Source organism: Streptomyces sp. NPDC060209 (assembly GCF_042728155.1).
Lineage (GTDB): Bacteria > Actinomycetota > Actinomycetes > Streptomycetales > Streptomycetaceae > Streptomyces.
Genome location: NZ_JBHWZS010000038.1, coordinates 25,036 through 42,856, shown reverse-complemented (window position 1 = coordinate 42,856; position 17,821 = coordinate 25,036). Strand labels below are relative to the sequence as shown.

Below are 17,821 nucleotides of genomic sequence, written 5' to 3'. Positions count from 1 at the left end.
GAATATGACGTTACCAGGTTCCGTCGGCCCTGCACACCAACCTTTTCGCCGCCCAGGCGTCGACCGGGCCTTCGGCGAGCGCCCGGGGTCAGCCGTTTCCTTCCGGGGAATCTCAGCACCGCCAGCACCCGCAGGTGGTCGCCGCCCGCCCGGGGCGGGTTCAGCGGGCGGACGGTCCTCTCCGCAGCTGCGGACCTACCACCGGACACGGCGCCCCACGGTTGAGCGAGATCTTCTGCGGCGAAGCGAGCCGACGCCACGGATCCGCTCGGTTCGCCGCAGCGAGCATTGCGGCGCCCCGGCCGCCCAGACGTGCCCCAAGTTCTCGGCATCGGCGTCTCGACGGCCGCCGGTGGCCCGCGTACGGGCGCCGGAAGCGTAGGGGCGGCTCGTTTCTAAGCGACCGTGAGCACGATCTTGCCCTGGATGTGTCCTCGGGCGGCGCGTTCGTGCGCTGCTCGGGCATCCGCGAGCGGAAACGTGCTGTCTATCGCGACGCGGACCGTGCCCGTGTCGAGCAGGCGTCCCAGTTCAGCGAGCTGCGCTCCGTTCGAGCGGACCTGGGCGCCCGAGACCGTGACGCCGAGCCTCGCTGTCTCTTCCTCGTCGTACTCGCCGAAGAACACCGGGAACAGGGCGCCGCCCCGCTTGAGCGTGCGCAGGAAGCGTTTGCTGTCGGGGCCGCCGACGGTGTCGAGAACGAGGTCGACGTCGTGCACGAGTTCCTCGGGACGACTCTTGGTGTAGTCGATGAACTCGTCGGCGCCGAGTTCGCGCAGGAACGATTCATGCGCGCCCGATGCCACCGCGATGGCACGTGCACCCTTCCATTTCGCCAGCTGTAGCGCGAAGTGCCCCACGCCGCCCGCTGCGCCGTTGATAAGCACCGTCACGTTGGCGTTGAGAGCCGTCGGGCGATGCCGCGCCTCCTGGAAGGGCGAGGGGTGATCATGTCCGACCTCGATCAGGAACTGCCACGCGGTGAGCCCGGCCATGGGCGCCCCGGCGGCGTGCACGTGGTCGATGCCGACCGGCTTGCGCGCGAGGTCCGACGCCGGCGCGGCCACGTACTCGGCGTATGTGCTGCCGTCGAAGCTGGGGAAGCGAAGGAGGCCGAAGACCTCATCACCGACGGCGAAACCGTCCACATCCGCAGCGACTGCCTCGACGACGCCCGACAGATCCGTCCCTGGAATCACGGGCAGGCTGAACTTCGGCCTCGTCTTCGGCGGCAGGTTGGACATCCCGTCGCGCAGGTACCAGTCCGGGGGGTTGATACCGACCGCGTGAACGCGAACGAGTACCTCGCCCGGCCCCGGGTCGGGAATCGGCACCTCGTCGTAGCGCAGAACGTCAGGGCCGCCGTGCTCATGGAGCCGGACTGCCCTCATCGTGTGTGTCGGCATCGTTTTCTCCTGCCCGCGCTGCGGGATAGACTTATCTGGATCAGCGATCCACATAAACGGATCACTGATCCGAATATATGGACCACTGATCCAGATAGTCAAGAGGGGCAGATGCGGGCCGACGCCAGGAAGAACCGCGACCACCTGCTCGCAGTAGCGGGCGCCGCCATCGCCGAGCAAGGCGTCGATGTGTCACTGCGCGACATCGCGCGCAGGGCCGACGTCGGGCTCGCGACGCTGCTGCGTCACTACCCGACGCGTGAGGCACTGCTGGATGCCCTGCTCCGCACGAGCTTCGATGTGCTGGCGGGTCGGGCGGGTGAGCTTGAGACGTCGGGCTCGCCCGAGGATGCTCTCGTTTCGTGGCTGCGTGACTGCGTCGCGTGGACAACCGAGTACCGGGGCGTGACAGTGCTGATGGCGGCTGCTATCGAGGACACCGAGTCCGCCCTCCACGCTTCATGTGTCACTCTGCGCGCAGCCGGTGCGCGGCTCCTGAGCCGCGCCCAGGCCGCGGGCGTGGCGCGGGCCGATATCGATGGCACCGATCTGTTCGCGCTGGTGGCGGCGCTCGCGTGGCTCGGTGATCAGCCTTCGCTGGCCCCGCGTGCCGGTCACCTCTTCGATGTTGTCGCGAGTGCGATCTTGAAGAGGCCGGCTGGTGCTCTTGATGGGGGAGCGTCGTCGCTGGGTTCGTAGCTGTGAGTGTCGCGTCACGCGGGACTCCGTCCTGCCCCCTGGTCGGACGATAGGCCGGGCGGGGCCTCTCGTGTTCCTACTTGTCGGGCCTCGATACCGGAACATCGGTACAGCGATTGGCGCCGGGAATGATCATGGCCGGCTGGTACACCGGATGGAGACGTATTCCGGTCAGCATCAGGGTCCCCGAACGCCCGCCTGTGGGCGTCAGGGTCACTTGGATTCGAGGTGTCCCAGCGGATGACCGTCCGTGAGGACCATCTGGACGTTCTTCCAGTCGGCGTGGTCGATCCCGGTGATATGGCGCAGGTACGCGAGGGTGACGTGCTGGACGAGGGCGACGCGGTCGGGGTCCTCATCGGTGGTCTCCGCTGCCTGGTAGCCGGAGATGCCGCCAAGGAAGTGCTCGCCGCCATGGACGGTCAGCAGGCTCTTGTCGGCGTGGCTGAGGGTGTAGGGGTCGGTCGTCCACGCCGGGCCCCGGGTGGAGAGCGGGAGGTCGTCCTTGTCTCCGGCGACGACGAGGCCGGGGGCGGTGATGCGGGAGAAGTCCTGGTCGCGTAGCCAGGGGAGGTTGTCGTGGGCGAAGGGGGTCAGTTCGTCTCCGCCCTTGCCTGCGGTGGCCAGCTGGATGCTGGCCATGACCCGGTCGTCGGAGAGGTCCTCGGCGATGCCGGTATGTGGGTCGGTGACGCGCAGGCCCACCAGGATGCCGGCGGTCTGGCCGCCGAAGGAGTGCCCGGCCGCGACGATGGGGCCGTGGTCCATGCGGCCGGACAAGCCCGGCACGGCGGCCTCCAGGGTGGGGAGCTCGTCGAGGATGCGCCGCATGTCCTGTACGCGGTAGCGCCACATCTGGGGCCGGCGGGGGTCATCGGCGGCCAGGGCGAGCCGCTTGGAGTCCAGGTGGGTGGCCTGGATGACGACGAAGCCGCCGGATGCCCAGTGGTCGACCAGGGGCGCGTAGCTGTCCAGGCTGGAGCCGAAGCCGTGGGCGAAGAGCACGACGGGCAAGCTGGTGCCGGTGGTGGGGGCGGTGATGCGGACGTGAAGGTCCTCACCGCGCTGCGGAGCGCTCAGCACGAGCGGCTTGACGGACACGGTGGTGGTGAGGGCGGGACCGGTGAGGCCGGTCGTGGGATGCGTGGTCATGCGTGAGTCTGCCTTTCAGTGGGACGTGGTTCGTCGGGTGAGGCCGAGAATGCGCCCGGCGTCGAGGTGGCCGAGCTTGTCCCGGTCCGGTTCGGTGAGAGGGGCGTCGTTGGCAAAGGTGCGGGCGCCACCCGCACTGCCGTACGTGCCGCGGGAGTCGACGCCACCGAGGCCGCGGTCGTCCTGGCCACCGGCGGCGGTGGCGGCGCCGTAGGGGGAATCCGCACCGAACATGACCCGGTCGGGGCCCAGTACGTCCACGGCTGCGCTGAGCATGCGGTGGTTGTAGAGGCCGCCGGCGGTGACGGCCAGGTTGCCGGTGATGTAGTCCAGGGCGCGGCGCTGCAGGTGCGGGGCTGCGGTGCTGGGCAGATCGGCGCGGTCGGCGAAGGGCACCAGCATCTCGCCCCAGTGCCCGAGGATGATCTGTAGGTCCGGGTGCGATCCAGAGTTCCAGCGAGGATCAGCCGCAGAGTCGCCGGACCGGCCTCCGAGTGCCATCTCCACCCTCGGGTGGACAGCAGCCGGCCCGTCGTCTCGTCGAAACCGCTGTGGGCGGCGTCCACGAGCTTCTTGGACGGCATGGCCGGGTGGATGTACAGCGGCACGTTGAGGTGAGCGGCTGCCTCGAACACGGGGCGCAAACCGACGTGATCCAGGAACGTCTCGCCGGTCCGGGGGAAGAACATGGCGCCGACGTGCCCCAGGCCGGTGACGGCTCGCTCCAGTACTCCAGCGGCGGCCTGCGGATCGGACACCAGTAGCGTGGCGAAGGCCGCGAAGCGGTCAGGGTGGCGGCGCACCGCGTCAGCAAGCACATCGTTGGCCTCCCGGGCGAGGGGCACGGCGAGTTGCGGCGGCAGGGGCTGGGTTCCCGGCGTCGTGATCGGCAGGACCTCCATGTCGACGCCACGCCGGACCGTTGCAGCGCTCTCATTCATGGAAAGCTCCCTAACGGAATCAAATCGGCTGATAAGTCGCTTCAGTTACCTATTTCTGCGCTATCGGGCACATGAGCTACGGTAAAACTTGACGTTGACGTGAAAGGCAAGCGTGTGTGACGCACGCCACATGAGCGAGGGAAGGGGGCAGGGATGCGGATCGGTGAGCTCGCCCGTCGTACAGGCGTCACCACCCGGGCTCTGCGCTACTACGAAGAACAGAACCTGCTCACCTCGGAGCGCAGCAGCGGCGGCCAGCGCCAGTACGCGGACAGCGCCGTCGACCGGATCCGCCTCATCCGCCAGCTGTACGCCGCCGGACTGAGCAGCAAGGCCATCGCCGAGCTGACGTCCTGCGTCATCGACGGCAAGGCCACCCCCGAGCTCCTTCAGCGCCTGGCCGCGGAACGCAAGCACCTCGACCAGCGCATCGCAGACCTCGCCCAAGCCCGCGACCGACTCAGCTCCGTCATCGACGGAGCCTCGTCCAACATGCACACCGGTACCCCGTGCCAGCGGAACGGGCAAGCATAGAGCTGCATCGGCCCCTGCCGGACAACCTGATGTTCACGGTGAGCGTGGACGGCGCACGGGTGGACCCCGCGACGACGGGAGAGCCATGATCCAGCAGCTGCCCTGGCTCACGCTGGCCGTGGGCGTCCTCTCCGACCACCTGGCGCGCGGCCACCGGGCGAGCGAGGCGGAGCTGAGCGAGCTGAAGTCGCTGGTCCGGAGCGTGCGTCTGCACCGCTACCGCTCCTGGGGCATCGAACTCGACGGGCCGGCTCCTGACGTTGCGGGGCTGCCTCGGCGGAGTGCTGCCGCTGCCCGATCCGAAGCATCGGCTCGTCCTCGCCCCGGCAGGCGAGCCGGGCTGGCCCGAGACCATCCGCATCTTGGTAGCGGTCGCCGAGCTGCCTCATGGTGCTCAATGGCGGGGAGCTGAAACGGACGGTCGACGCAACGATGAGCGCGAACCGGACATCCGCTACGTCTGGCAGTCTCGCCCGGCACGCTGACGACGAAGGCGGTCAGCCGAATTCCGGAGTGAACCGCCTTCGCCCGCGTAGCCGGTCTACCGTGGCGCAATGAAAGTTCTGATCGTCGGCGGCAGCGGGTTCCTCGGGACCGAGCTGGTCCGTCAGGCGAGAACAGCAGGGCACACCACCTTCGCGACCTACGCGACAAAGCCCGGTGACGCCTCCCCAACTGCGTGGTATCCGCTTGATCTGCGGGACCTGGGAAGCCTGGACACCGTCATGGCCGTGGTGCGCCCGCAGCTCGTCGTCAACGCATCGAGCGGCTCGGCCGACTGGGCTACGACGGCGGAAGGCCCCATCCGGCTTGCGATGGTGGCGGCGAGGTACGGCACCCGCATGGTCCACGTGTCCAGCGACGCGGTGTTCTCCGGCGCGCGAGTCCACTACGACGAGTCCAGCCTCCCCGACCCCGTCACCCCGTACGGGGCGGCCAAGGCCGCAGCAGAGACCGGGGTCCTCGCCGTGCATCCGAGGGCTGTTGTCGCCCGGACATCACTGATCATCGGTCACGGTCGTTCGCTACACGAAAAGCTCGTGCACGACCTCGCCGCCGGCACTCGCGACGGCGCCCTGTTCACCGATGACATGCGCTGTCCCGTGCACGTCACGGACCTGGCCGCCGCCCTCCTGGAGCTGGGGGCCGCCGATGTGACCGGCCTCCACCATCTCGCAGGTCGTGACGCTGTGAGCCGTCACGAGCTCGGCCTCCTCATCGCCCAGCGGGACGGGCTTGATGCCTCCCGTCTGCCCACCGGCCTGCGAGCAGACAGTGCGCTGCCCGGCGCACTCGACGTTCGCCTCGACAGCCGGGCCACTCAGCGGGCTCTACGCACCACACTGCGCGGCGTCCGGCAGTTCCTGGAGCACCCCGCCGTCCGGCAGGACGGCCGACTGTGAGGCCCCGCTCCGCAGGCCATGGCATCCATGCGGCTGAAGGGCGCGCGCGATAGGAGGCTCGCCAGACACTGCGGACCAAGGTCGTGCACGGCTGAGGATCGTCGTACACAGGGAACGCGAGCGAGGACAGAACCACGTGGCATCCGGGCGAGATCGTCCCGGACAGCGGGATCTATGAGTGTGACTGCGGGGGAGGGCATCACTGGAGCACGGACTTGCAAGGGCACCGCTTCCCGCCCTTCCTCTCCGACTGCACCGGTGCGGCGTAGTCGTTGCGGACCAAGGCCCATCCGGAAGCCTGACCGGTGGTCCTGCGCCCGCCGGTCGAGCCGATGCTCGCGCAAGCCCGCGAGACCTCCCACACCCCGGAGCAGTGCCGGGCGGCATGACCATTGAGCCCAATTTGTCGACAGGGTTTTGTGTTGTCCGTTGTCCATCGCGAGCTCGGCCTCTCTGCCCCGGCCAAGGCGCCTGCACGGGGCAGTGTTGGACTGCCAGGGGGCGTTGTCCGTCGAGGCCGGCACCGTGGTGCTGCGCTCAGCCGGGGCACCACGATGGGGCCGGCCCTCCCCGAGATCGTGGCCGCAGCCGGGCGGCTGCCGGACGCGACCGCGATCGACTGCGTGATGTGAACTGTGGGGGTGTCTCAGCCCCAAGGGGGCACAGGCGGCGCAGCTTCCGTGGACGAGACGTGACGGGCGTCGCGGCCACGTGCCGCAGCGGCCGCTCAGAGGTGGCCGTCCAGGAACGTCCGTAGCTCGGTGATGGTCAAGGGCCCCGTGCCGTGCGCCACCGCCTCTCCCTCCTTCAGCAGGACGTAGGACGGGGCTCCGGTGATCCCGTATCGCTCGGTTGCGGCCGGACAACGCGTGATGTCGGCGCGGACGGCCGTCAGGCGGCCCGCGTAGTCGTCGGCGATGCCACCCACGACGAGGTCCATCACCCGGCAGGGCTCGATTGCCTTGGGCCATGTCCCGGTGAAGTATGCGAGGACCGGAACTCCGCTCATCCCGAGGATGAAATTGAACTCCGCGTCCTCACGGGGTCGGTGAACCCGCTTCGCCATGAGTCTCCTGACCCTCTCGTTCCGTCATTCCATCCCCATCATCCCTCGGGCGGTGTGCCGGGCCGGCCCGGGTGGTCGTCCGGTTGACCTGTCGGAAGGGAGGCACGGAGCCGTCGCAGAACCACGGTGGTCCCCGGTGCGAGCGGCCCGGCCCCCGCCCCTAGCCCCTGGTGCCCCGGCCTGGTCGCCCCGCCGGTCACCCAGCTGCGGCCCGCCGCGTGCCCGTAGGCCAGCTCGTGCCAGGACAGCGCCCTTGGACGGTCGAAGTACGCGTCAGCTGACCCGAGGACCGACCGCCAGCGTCAGTTCAAGGACCCGTTGTGGCGATGCGAGATCCGGGAACAGCTCCCGCAGCTGCGACATCCGGTACCGGACTGTCTGGGGATGGACGAACAACGCCGCCGCCACCTCGTCCCGCCTGCCCTGGTGCAGCAGCCACGCCCGCAACGTCTCCTCCAGCCGCCGGGCGGTCGCGACAGGCAAGGTCCGCAACGGTGCGAGGGCTCGGGCACGCAGGTCTGCGAACGCTTCCGCGTCGGCGCTCAGCACCAGCTCGGGCAGGTGGTCCTCGGTGTCGCGAATATCGGAGGAGAGGGAGCGCGCGCGTACGGCTCGTGCGTACGAGGCGGACGCACGAGCCCATGGCCGGGCCGGGCCGACCACGGCGGTACGGTCGGTCAGCTGCCGCAAGAGACGTGATCGGTCGGCATCGGGGACGAGCAGCACACCGGTGGCGTCCGGCAGATCGTCGAGGACCAGGGTGCTCGGGTCGAGCGCGCGGTAGGCGGGCCGGGTCTGGTCGGCGGGCAGCAGGACCGCGGTCAGTGCAACCGGAGGCTGCCACCCGGCTCGTTGAACAGAGGCCAGCAGCACGTCCGGGCTCGCGTCGGCGAGGAGGTCGCGGGCCAGGTGTTCCAGGTGGCGCTCGTGGGCCCTGCCATGGGCGGCCAGTTCGTCGGCGTGGCCCGCGGCGCTCGCGGCGGAGAGCTCGTCGATGTAGGCGAAGGTCAGCTCGGCGAACTTGGCGACCTCGGCGGCGGGCAGACCCGCGGGTACGGCACCCGCTGCCAGGCATCGCCAGGCCACGCGGGCGCCGACGCGGTAGGCGCTGAGCAGGGCGTCCATCGAACGGCCGTCGCGCGCCTCGCCGCGGCCCAGCTCGTAGGCCGCGTCACCGGCGTCGCCGCCTGTGGCGTTCCCGCTCGCGAGGTCCAGGTAGTGCCCCAGGGCGGTGCGGACGGCTCGGCGGATGGTGCCGCCCATGCGGCCCGAAAGGGCGTTGGCGTAGGGAGGGACCTCGTCGATGATCGCCTGGACGACCTCGTCGGCGGTGCTCCTCAGCGCGGCCCGAAGTGCGGTGACCGTCGTCTCATCCAGAGCCAGTTCGCTGGCCCTCTGAATTGCATGGCTCACGTTTTTGTTCCCTGCGAACAATTCAGCCGAACAGATTTACGTCCTACGGTCAGGACTTTACGCCCTGAGGCGCAGCAAGCTGGAGTCATGACGAGTACAGCCCTTCGCAGCAGGGCGTGGAAACTGCTGGAGATGGTCACGACGCCGCTGCTGCCGTCGGACTATCTCGACCTGGTCAGCCCGCTGCGTGCGGGCGCCGACCTGCGTGGGCGCATCGAGGCCGTGCGCCCCGAGACGGGTGACGCCGCGACCATCGTGATCAGACCGGGACGGGGCTGGCGCGGCCACACAGCCGGTCAGTACCTGCGGATCGGGGTCGACGTCGACGGGGTGCGCCTGTGGCGTGCCTACTCCATCACCTCGCCGACAAGCCGCCAGGACGGCCGCGTCACGATCACCGTGAAAGCGATCCCGGACGGCAAGGTCAGCAACCACCTGGTCCGCAGGGCCAAACCGGGCACGCTGATCCAGCTGGACCAGCCCACCGGCGACTTCGTGCTGCCGCGGGCCAAGCCCGCCAAGGTGCTCTACCTGACGGCCGGCAGCGGCATCACGCCCGTGATGGGCATGCTGCGCGACACCGAGTTCGACGACGTCGTCATGGTCCACTGCGCGCCACAGCCGCAGGACGTGATCTTCCGCAACGAACTGCACGACCTGGTCGCGGACAGGAAACTGCGGCTCACCGAGGTGCACACCGACGCGGATGGCACGCTCGACATCGCCCGTCTCGACGAACTCGTGCCCGACTGGGCCGAGCGCGAGACCTGGGCCTGCGGCCCCGCGGGCCTGCTCGACGCCGCCGAAGAGCACTGGACCGAGCACGGCGTACAGGAGCGCCTGCACACCGAACGCTTCCGCCCCGGCATCGTCGTCACCGGCGACGGCGGCGAGGTCACGTTCAGCGCCACCGGCAAGACCGTCGACGCGGACGGCGCCACGCCGCTGCTGGACATCGGCGAGGAGGCCGGCGTGCTCATGCCCTCCGGGTGCCGCATGGGCATCTGCTTCGGCTGCGTCACGCCGCTCAAGACGGGCGCCGTCCGCGACCTGCGTACCGGCGAGATCACCGAGGCCGAGCCGGGCGTCCTCATCCAGACCTGTGTGTCCGCCGCGGCGGGCCCCTGCGACATCGAACGGTAGGAGCACCTTGACCGCCATCGACCCCACCGCCCACCTGACCGCGGAGCAGATCGAGGAGCTCGGCCGCGAGCTGGACGCGATCCGCGACGAGGTGATCGCCGACCGTGGCGAGAAGGACGCCGCCTACATCCGGAAGGTCATCTCGGTGCAGCGCAAGCTCGAGCTGGTCAGCAGGGGCGTGCTGCTGTTCTCGATCTTCCCGCCCGCGTGGCTGATCGGCACCGCCGGCCTGTCCGTGGCGAAGATCATGGACAACATGGAGATCGGCCACAACATCCTGCACGGCCAGTGGGACTGGATGCGGGACCCGAAGATCCACTCCACCACCTGGGAGTGGGATCACGTCTCGCCGTCCGAGCAGTGGAAGCACTCGCACAACGAGCTGCACCACACGTACACCAACGTGATCGGCAAGGACAACGACCTCGGCTACGGCATCATGCGCGTCGACGAGGACCAGAGGTGGCACCCGTTCCACCTCGGCCAGCCGCTGTGGAACTTCCTCAACGCCTGCTTCTTCGAGTACGGCATCGCGGCGTACGACCTGGAGCTCGGCAAGAACCTGCACAAGCGCCGCCGCAAGGCCCCGGAGTTCCGCGCGCGGGTCAAGGCCGTGGGTCGCAAGATCCGCAAGCAGGTGCTCAAGGACTACGTGATCCACCCGCTGCTGTCGGGCCCGTCGTTCCTCACCACGCTCGCCGCCACGTTCACCGCGAACCTGGTCCGCAACCTCTGGACCCACTCGGTGATCATGTGCGGGCACTTCCCCGAGGGCGTGCAGGTCTTCGAGCGCCGGTCGATCAAGGGCGAGACGCGCGGCCAGTGGTACCTGCGCCAGATGATGGGCTCGGCGAACATCAGCGGCAGCAGGGCCATGCACTTCATGACCGGCAACCTGTCGCACCAGATCGAGCACCACCTGTTCCCGGACCTGCCGAGCAACCGGTACGCCGAGGTCGCGGTGAAGGTGCGCGCGCTCTTCGAGAAGTACGAGCTGGAGTACGTCACCGGGCCGCTGCCCAAGCAGGTGTTCTCCGCGTGGCACAAGGTCTTCCGGCTCTCGCTGCCGAACAGGAAGCCCAAGGTCAAGACGCCGGACCGCGAGCAGGAGCTCGTCGCGGCCTGATTCCCGGTATTGGTTCACAAGCCGTATCTCAACCGAACGTGATCCGTTGATTCTGCTGGTCAGGCATGGTGTGGCTCGGAATGAGAGAGACATCCGGCGTCTTGTTTCCGCTCCGTGAGCGAGGGGTGCGCGATGGCGTCGGTGCTGGGAATGCTGGAGGAGCAGGAGACAGCGGCCCGTGTGCGCGGGTGGAAGGGCTAAGGGAGGAAGTCGCCCGGTTGGCTGAGGTGTTGGGGGGCGCCTAGATCGAGCTGGACCGGCGGGTGATCGCGCGGGAAGAGCTGGTCGAGGCCCTGGCAGCCTCGGCTGCCGAGACCACCGCCGGGCGGTGCTGTCGCTCGCGCCGGTGCCGGGCTCGACGGTGCCGCCCTGGCGGGAAGGGCTGTCGGTGACGGTTCTGGCGCCGGACTGTCAGCGCATTCTGGGCGTGCTGGAACGGCAGCGATCCACGGGTCACGTACCGCTTCGGGCCAAGGAGATCGCGGTGGAGCTGGGCCTTGACGCGAACAGACGGCGCAGCCGCATCAGCAGGCCCGCCGCGGCGTCCCGGTCGCCGATGTTCGCAGCCGTGACCGCGACGGCCAGGCGCAGGCCGAGGGTGTCGGTCACGATGTGCCGCTTGCGGCCCGGCGCCTTCTTTCCGCCGTCGTAGCCGCATGAGGCGGCCGGCACCGTCGTGGCGGCCCGCACCGACTGTCGCGTCGATGATCCCCGCTGTGGGCTCGGCCTCACGGCCCTCGCGCTCACGGACCGTCCCGCGCAGCCGGTCGTGGAACTCGGCGATCAGCCCGTGCTCGCGCCAGCGGCGGAAGAATGCGTAGAACCGGGCCCATGCGGGGAAGTCCGAGGGCATGGCCCGCCACGAGATCCCGCCCGCGACCAGGTAGCGGATCGCGTCCAACAGCTGCCGGTGGCAGTAGCCCTCGGGCCGTCCACCCCGCCCCTGGAACCAGGCCGGCACCGGCAGCAACGGCCGGACGGCCGCCCACTCCGCGTCCGTCATTTCCGACGGATACCGGCGCACCCGGTCGATGGTCGGCCGCGTGGCCGTACACGTGCGCGAGGCAATCGCGCGACATGGCGGGCGAGTTGAAGTCAACATGCCCCGGGAACGTACAACAAGGACAACAGGGCCTCCGGGAACCACTCGGAATGGGATCGCACCCCCGAGCTACCTGGAGGCCCTGCTTTCACGCGCGGAAACCGCCGCAGTCACCCGATCGAGACTCCCGTTCGATCGACAGCCTTCGAGATCGGTACGGGCAACAACCACTTACGTGTCGGGATGCTCCGGCAGGGCGAGCCAGTCCGACCAGGAGATCTCGCGGCCGAGGAAGCGCGGCTGCTCGAACGGCCAGTCGGCGGCGATCCACTGCGGCACCAGCGCGTCGAGGTCCTGCTCGACGTTGCTGCCCACCAGCTCGTCCACCACCCACCAGGAGATCTCGCCGTCCGCGCCGGCCCTCTCCGGTGGGTCGATGTAGACACAGCCGAGCAGAGCTGTCTCCGCCGCGTCGAACAGCGCGTAGTTGAAGGACTGGTGTGCGGCGATCTCCTTCTCGTGCCGCAACAGGTCGGCCCGGTCGGCCTCGTAGGTCATGCTGGCCGCGGGCCAGCCCCAGGCCGGGCCGAAGATGGTCCACAGCCGCTCGCGCGAACCCATCACAGCCGGATAATCGAGCGGGGTGTCCGTCTCCCGGATCGGCCGCAGGTGATGGCCACCGCCCGGCAGCGGTACCAGGACGGGGTGGACGAAGTCATCGGGAAGCCAGCTCATGGCGCCCGACCGTAGCAGCGCGCGGCCGTCCGCTCCCCTGGATTTTCCCCGTATACCGCCAGGCCCTGCTCTCATGCCGGGCAGGGCCCGCGATCACCCGATCGAGACTCCCGTTCGATCGGCAGACTCCATGATCGGTATGGCAACGGCTTCTCAGATCTTTCGGCCGTACCGGCGGCACCGCCGGGTTCGGTCAGATTCGGGTCTCTCGTGTGGCTTGGAAGTCGGTCAGGTCGGTGGAACTGCGCGCTCAGATGTCGTAGCCATGCAGCGGGGCCTCGGCGGGTGGGAGGTCGGGGCGGGCGTGGAGGAGTCGTACGGGGTGCCGCCACCGGCCGGCCGGGGCCAGGGACGTCCACTGGCGAAGTGTTGGTATTCGACGGTTGCAGTATTCGCCCGCATCAAATTGGTTGACATTCAGGGGTGGAATGTCGGACGTTCAGCCGTGACCCACCGATGCGCCACAGGGGCCGGAGAGATGGCACGCAGATGACGTTCATAGACAGGAGCCCGAAGCCGGGGCGCGGGAGGCGCCCGGCGGCGCTGGCCGCGGTGACGACCCTGTCGGCGGAGCCGCCGACAGGGCTGGGCGCGACCGGGACCGCGCAAGCGGCCACGGTGGACGCGGGCTCGTGGTACGAGCTGATCAACCAGGGCAGTGGCAAGGTGCTGGACATATCCGGCGCAAGTACTGCTGAAGGAACCGATGTTCAGCAGTGGACCCGCAACGGCGGTGCCCATCAGCGGTTCCAGTTCGTCGACTCGGGCGACGGCTACTACCGACTGAAGGCCCAGCACTCGGGCAAGGTGCTCGACGTCCACGGTTGGTCCGGCGCCGACAACGCGGACATCGTGCAGTGGGGCGACACCAACGGCTCGAACCAGCAGTTCCGGCTGGAGGACTCGGCGGACGGTTATGTCCGTCTGATCAACCGAAGCAGCGGCAAGGCCGTCGAGGTCCGGAACGCTGCCACCACGGACGGTGCCAAGGTTGTGCAGTTCACCGACTGGGGCGGCGCCAACCAGCAGTGGCAACTGGTCCCCGTGAAGAGTGTCTCGGAGCAGGTGCACACGGCAGGGCGGGTCAAGGACCTGGGGGAGACGATGCAGTTCAGCTGGCCCGGGGTGTACTTCGAGGGTCGCTTCCGCGGGACCGGCCTCGGGGTGGTACTCGACTGCGCGGCCGCCGACTACGACGTCCAGGTCGACGGGGCCACCGTCGCCACCCTGGTCACACCCGGCGACACCACGCACTGGATCAACGGCCTGCGGGACGGCGAGCACACGGTCCGGGTCGTCAAACGCAACGAGACCCCGGGGGACACCAGCACGTTCGGAGGCTTCGTCGCCGCGCCCGGGGGCGCCGTACTGAGCAGGCCGGCGCCCCGGGACCGCCAGATCGAGTTCATCGGGGACTCCCTCACGGTGGGCTACGGCAATGTCTCGGGAACCCGCGACTGCAATCCGGAGCAGGTCAAGCGGAACACCAACACCGACGTGAGCTACAGCGCCCTCACCGCCCAGCAGCTGGACGCCGATTACCAGATCAACGGCTTCTCCGGCCTCGGCATGGTGCGCAACGTCGCCGGCATCGTTCCGGACGTCACGTACCGGACCTACTACGACCGCGCCCTGCTGAACGTGGACGGCGACGTCTGGCAGAACCCGGGGACGTGGCGCCCCCAGATCGTGGTGGTCAACCTCGGCGCCAACGACTTCTCCGACCTCACCCCCGGTGAACCGTGGACGCCCGACAGGCTCGCGGCCGCCTACCGCACCGCCTACGGCGAGTTCCTCCGGAAACTGCGGACGCGCTACGGTGCCGGCACCACCCTCGTGGCCGTCGGCTTCGACGGAAACGCCGAGCACGTGCGGCAGGTGGTCGAGGCGCGCAACGACGCCGGTGACAGCGGGGTCCACTACTGGTTCCTCGATCAGTCGGGCCTGGACTTCCTCGGATGTGACCGGCACACCTCGGCTCACGACGACCGAGTGATCGCCGACCGGCTTGCCCCGTTCCTCAGCAGCCTGCCGACGGGATGGTGAGGGACATGACCACCCGTGAACCGGGCCAGGGACTGCTGCCGCCCGCCGTCGGCTCCGGTACCCCCTGCGTGTCCTGCTGCTGGGCGACTCGATCACCTGGGGCGAGGGCAGCAGCACGGGCGACGGCTACCGGGGTCCGCTGTGGGACAGGCTCACCGCGGCAGCGGTCCCCGGCCCCGCTGTCGGGTCCGGCCGCCGGGCGAGGAGCTGATCTCGTAGCCGAACTGGACGTCGCCGATGGTCTCGCTGCCGGACATCCAGCCCTTGGTGTGGGCGATCCAGTGGAGGACCGCGTTCACGCCCACGGTGCCGGAGGTGGAGTCGGTGGTCCGGAGGGAACGAGAACACCTCGTTCGACCCGGTGGTGCCCACGTAGACGTTCCAGTTGTGGCCGCCGGCCGTGGCATTGCCTTGGCAGGAGCCGAGCGGTCCGACGGCTCCGTTGTGGTTGTCAGCTTGCCGAGCAGCGCGGGCTGCTGTCCGCGAAATCCCCGGAAGGGTCACGGCCCCTGCCGCCGGTCTCTCGCAGGATGGGCGCGTAGGGCGCCCGACGCCGCCCCAGCGCCCGCTGGGCCTCGCCACAGCGGTAGTGCCTCCGGGTCACCCCGAGGCCAGCTGCTCCGCTATCTCCTTAATCCAATCAGCTGTCTTAGCCGGGTCATTGAGGGTCTCAACCCACGCTTCCGGCTCCAGCTTGTGCTTGGCGGGGCCGGATTTGAGAGCGATGAGCAGGGCCCTGGCGGACTCCCGCATCTCGGCCGTCGTGTTGCCGCTCCCGGAGATGTCGGAACCCGCCGCCAAGGCGTAGATCTCGCGCGCCATGGCCTGGCGTTCGCCCTTCGACACCTTCTTCCAGAACTTCAGAGCGTGCTTCAGCGACTCCTTGCGGGACGCGGCCTCCGCCGGGGTCTCGCCCTCCGGCGCCCAGCGCTCGGGGTGGTGGACCTCTTCATAGCGCTTCGTGGCGGCGCGGAGCGCCTTGTACATGGTGACGCCGAGGACGAGTCCGGCCCCGGCCCCGGCGAGGCCCCATCCGACCGGGTTGCTCGCCAGCCCCGCTGTTCCCGCCGCGACCGCCGTCACGACGCCGGCCGCGGCCTTGGTGGACTCGCCCCCGGCCCCGATCGTCTCCTTGCCGATCTTGGTGAGCTGCTTCTTCTTCGCGTACCCCTGCACCATGCTCAGCTTTTCCACGTCCTTTTCGGCGCGCTGGAGGCTCTCGGCGGCGTCACGGGCTTCACCCATCGCCTCCCAGGCGGCGTCGATGGCCTCGGAAACGAGCTCCAGCCGTCCCTGGCCCTCATGCTTCCAGTAGGCGTCCAGTGCGACGTAAGCCTCCGCGGCGGCCCAGCTGGCCTGCTCCCGCGACTCGTTCAGTCGGGCCAGTGACCCCGCGTGGACGAGGTGGGGATCACCCAGCTTCTTGACCTGCTTGTACTTGCGGGCCGCTCCCCCGACGCGGACGACGGACCGCATGCTCTTGATCGCGCCGATGGACGCGCTGGCAATACCGCTTGCCTCGGACGCCACCGCGGCGTCCGCCGCCTTCTGAATCTTGGTCACCTCCTTGGCGATGGCAGCGCTGTAGCTTCCCGAACTGGCGGCGCCGACGACCGCGTCGGCCCCCTTGGTCTTGGCCTTCTTCTTCGCCGTGTGGTGGCCGGCCCCGGTCTGATGCTTCTCGGCGACCTTCATGTTCTTGTACGCGTCCATGCCACTGACCACGGTGCCGGTGGCCTCCGTGAGGACGTTCCCCGACGCTGCGGAGGTACCCGAGGCAGCGGCAGAGTGCTTGAGGCCCTCGTTGGCCGCAGCGGCGGCTTGCTGGGTGAAGGCCGCGTTGGTGGGGGTTTGGAAGCCCTTGATGAAGGTGTCGATAGGATCGAGATTCTTCTTGAACCTGTCGAGAAGCCCGGCGATCCGGTCGCGATAGTTCTTCTTCGTTCCGGCGGACGCGTCGCCGTTCTCCGCCGCCTTCCCTCTCGCAGTTTCGCGGGCGCGCTGCACCGCCGCGGTCGCGGCCCGGTTGCCGACGCGGGACTGCATCTCGAGGAAGGCGTGCTCCGTCGAGCGTACGGACGTACTCCCGGTCCGACTCCCTTCCCGACGCTGCCGGGCCGAGGCCAGGACAGCTGCGGACCGTCGTGTCGAGGTGCGGTGGATCGGGGTGCTCATGGATGTACCTCTCCTGTGCCGGACCCGGCGAGGCGAAGGTAGCCAGGCCTGGCTAACAGAAGGGGAGCAGCGGGGAAATTCCTCACGGACGCGGCGGGACGCGTTGTGGTGCATCCAGTCAAACGCCAGATGTTCGGTCGGGCCGGCTTTCATCTCCTCCGCAAGCGCGTCCTGCTTTACTTGTGAAGCACAGGTCAGACCACGTCATCAAGGAGCCCGAAGCCTTCCGGGAACCCTTCCAGGAACTCCCGCCGAGCGGGGTCGGACTCGGCTTCAGCCATCGTCTCGAGCAGGTCGATCAGTTCGCTCCGCTGGTCACTCGACAACTTGCTGACCAGGTGGGCGACACCCTCCAGGACCTTGACGGCGTCGTCCGGATCCATCTGCTCGTCTTCACTGCCCTCGATGAACCACAGGACATCGACCAAGGCCGCGGCCAGGGCGTGAGTCAGAGACGAGTACACGGGCATGAAGGCGGTCTCCCAGCAGGTCACGGCAGCAGAGTCCGGCCATCCCACCACACACCACTGACATCACACTCAGTCAGCCCTACAAGGAAAGTGAGCCCGAACCCGAGAATTGACGGCAACTCTGTCCGCTGGCGGTCGCCAACGTGTCGTAGCGCTGTGTCAACAGGTGGCGACAGCCAAGCTGACTACGTAGTGCTCCTCGACCATCCGGTTCGGGAAGACCTCGGCCAGGAGGTCGCGTTCCTTGGCGATAAAGGTGTTCGTCGCTTCCTTGCCGAGGACGAGCAAGTCGGAGTAGCTGGCGAGGTTGGCGAGGTGCATGTCGAGAGGAACGCTGAGGGTCCACGGCACGTGCCGGTGGACGAAGCCGAGCTCGGGCGGCAGTCCGCGGAACCGGGCCGTGGGGTCGTGAGGGCTGTCGTCGGCACCGAAAAGTCGGCGCAGGCGCGCGTCCTGGTCGGCAATCCACG

The 17,821-nt window shown here is 68.7% G+C and carries 15 protein-coding genes and 3 pseudogenes; 6 read left to right on the top strand and 12 right to left on the bottom strand.

Annotation, left to right across the window (positions count from 1 at the left end):
- Nucleotides 1–395: 395 nt before the first annotated feature.
- Nucleotides 396–1,406, bottom strand: a complete 1,011-nt coding sequence (locus ACFWFI_RS10760) for an NADP-dependent oxidoreductase (RefSeq protein ID WP_387387807.1) — start codon at nucleotides 1,404–1,406, stop codon at nucleotides 396–398.
- Nucleotides 1,407–1,517: 111 nt separating this feature from the next.
- On the opposite strand from ACFWFI_RS10760, the gene ACFWFI_RS10755 reads away from it, so the two are divergent.
- Entirely contained in the window at nucleotides 1,518–2,105 is a 588-nt protein-coding gene (locus ACFWFI_RS10755; RefSeq protein ID WP_387387800.1) for a TetR/AcrR family transcriptional regulator, read from the top strand.
- Between the two features lie 213 nt (nucleotides 2,106–2,318).
- On the opposite strand, the gene ACFWFI_RS10750 is transcribed toward ACFWFI_RS10755, so the two are convergent.
- Both ACFWFI_RS10750 and ACFWFI_RS10745 read right to left on the bottom strand, forming a co-directional pair.
- Nucleotides 2,319–3,257, bottom strand: coding sequence for an alpha/beta hydrolase family protein (locus ACFWFI_RS10750; protein ID WP_387387799.1), 939 nt, complete (start codon nucleotides 3,255–3,257; stop codon nucleotides 2,319–2,321).
- Between the two features lie 15 nt (nucleotides 3,258–3,272).
- Nucleotides 3,273–4,159 (bottom strand): annotated as a pseudogene (locus ACFWFI_RS10745) (amidohydrolase family protein).
- Between the two features lie 192 nt (nucleotides 4,160–4,351).
- Here ACFWFI_RS10745 and ACFWFI_RS10740 point away from each other — a divergent pair.
- Both ACFWFI_RS10740 and ACFWFI_RS10735 read left to right on the top strand, forming a co-directional pair.
- Nucleotides 4,352–4,732, top strand: coding sequence for a MerR family transcriptional regulator (locus ACFWFI_RS10740; protein WP_387387798.1), 381 nt, complete (start codon nucleotides 4,352–4,354; stop codon nucleotides 4,730–4,732).
- 554 nt (nucleotides 4,733–5,286) lie between these two features.
- Nucleotides 5,287–6,135, top strand: a complete 849-nt coding sequence (locus ACFWFI_RS10735; RefSeq protein ID WP_387387797.1) for an SDR family oxidoreductase — start codon at nucleotides 5,287–5,289, stop codon at nucleotides 6,133–6,135.
- A 727-nt stretch (nucleotides 6,136–6,862) separates the two neighbouring features.
- On the opposite strand, the gene ACFWFI_RS10730 is transcribed toward ACFWFI_RS10735, so the two are convergent.
- Together ACFWFI_RS10730 and ACFWFI_RS10725 are read right to left on the bottom strand one after the other, a co-directional pair.
- Nucleotides 6,863–7,201, bottom strand: coding sequence for a thioredoxin family protein (locus tag ACFWFI_RS10730; RefSeq protein WP_387387796.1), 339 nt, complete (start codon nucleotides 7,199–7,201; stop codon nucleotides 6,863–6,865).
- A gap of 273 nt (nucleotides 7,202–7,474) precedes the next feature.
- Nucleotides 7,475–8,614, bottom strand: coding sequence for a helix-turn-helix domain-containing protein (locus ACFWFI_RS10725; RefSeq protein WP_387387794.1), 1,140 nt, complete (start codon nucleotides 8,612–8,614; stop codon nucleotides 7,475–7,477).
- Nucleotides 8,615–8,746: 132 nt separating this feature from the next.
- On the opposite strand from ACFWFI_RS10725, the gene ACFWFI_RS10720 reads away from it, so the two are divergent.
- Nucleotides 8,747–9,757: a ferredoxin reductase gene (locus ACFWFI_RS10720; RefSeq protein WP_387387806.1), complete on the top strand. Its 1,011-nt coding sequence runs from the start codon at nucleotides 8,747–8,749 to the stop codon at nucleotides 9,755–9,757.
- A 7-nt stretch (nucleotides 9,758–9,764) separates the two neighbouring features.
- On the top strand, nucleotides 9,765–10,883 hold the full coding sequence (locus ACFWFI_RS10715; protein WP_387387792.1) for a fatty acid desaturase family protein: 1,119 nt from the start codon (nucleotides 9,765–9,767) through the stop codon (nucleotides 10,881–10,883).
- A gap of 453 nt (nucleotides 10,884–11,336) precedes the next feature.
- Here the strand turns inward: ACFWFI_RS10715 and ACFWFI_RS10710 are convergent, their stop codons facing one another.
- The 3 genes and pseudogenes from ACFWFI_RS10710 to ACFWFI_RS10700 all read right to left on the bottom strand — a co-directional run bounded on the left by ACFWFI_RS10710 (nucleotide 11,337) and on the right by ACFWFI_RS10700 (nucleotide 12,660).
- On the bottom strand, nucleotides 11,337–11,573 hold the full coding sequence (locus tag ACFWFI_RS10710; RefSeq protein ID WP_387387790.1) for a transposase: 237 nt from the start codon (nucleotides 11,571–11,573) through the stop codon (nucleotides 11,337–11,339).
- A 139-nt stretch (nucleotides 11,574–11,712) separates the two neighbouring features.
- Nucleotides 11,713–11,886, bottom strand: a pseudogene (locus ACFWFI_RS10705) (transposase); the annotation flags it as partial.
- A gap of 270 nt (nucleotides 11,887–12,156) precedes the next feature.
- Nucleotides 12,157–12,660, bottom strand: coding sequence for a GNAT family N-acetyltransferase (locus ACFWFI_RS10700; protein ID WP_387387789.1), 504 nt, complete (start codon nucleotides 12,658–12,660; stop codon nucleotides 12,157–12,159).
- Nucleotides 12,661–13,149: 489 nt separating this feature from the next.
- Between ACFWFI_RS10700 and ACFWFI_RS10695 the strand changes: the two genes are divergently transcribed.
- Nucleotides 13,150–14,706 carry an RICIN domain-containing protein gene (locus ACFWFI_RS10695; protein WP_387387787.1) on the top strand — a complete coding sequence of 519 codons (1,557 nt, stop codon included), beginning with the start codon at nucleotides 13,150–13,152 and terminating at the stop codon, nucleotides 14,704–14,706.
- Nucleotides 14,707–14,858: 152 nt separating this feature from the next.
- Here the strand turns inward: ACFWFI_RS10695 and ACFWFI_RS10690 are convergent.
- The 4 genes and pseudogenes from ACFWFI_RS10690 to ACFWFI_RS10675 form a co-directional block, all read right to left on the bottom strand.
- A pseudogene (locus ACFWFI_RS10690) lies at nucleotides 14,859–15,156 on the bottom strand (hypothetical protein); the annotation flags it as partial.
- 150 nt (nucleotides 15,157–15,306) lie between these two features.
- Nucleotides 15,307–16,881 (bottom strand): hypothetical protein, encoded by a 1,575-nt coding sequence (locus ACFWFI_RS10685; protein ID WP_387387785.1) that lies wholly within the window; start codon nucleotides 16,879–16,881, stop codon nucleotides 15,307–15,309.
- A gap of 194 nt (nucleotides 16,882–17,075) precedes the next feature.
- Nucleotides 17,076–17,375: a hypothetical protein gene (locus ACFWFI_RS10680; protein ID WP_387387783.1), complete on the bottom strand. Its 300-nt coding sequence runs from the start codon at nucleotides 17,373–17,375 to the stop codon at nucleotides 17,076–17,078.
- Nucleotides 17,376–17,510: 135 nt separating this feature from the next.
- Nucleotides 17,511–17,672: a hypothetical protein gene (locus ACFWFI_RS10675; RefSeq protein ID WP_387387781.1), complete on the bottom strand. Its 162-nt coding sequence runs from the start codon at nucleotides 17,670–17,672 to the stop codon at nucleotides 17,511–17,513.
- Nucleotides 17,673–17,821: the final 149 nt, after the last annotated feature.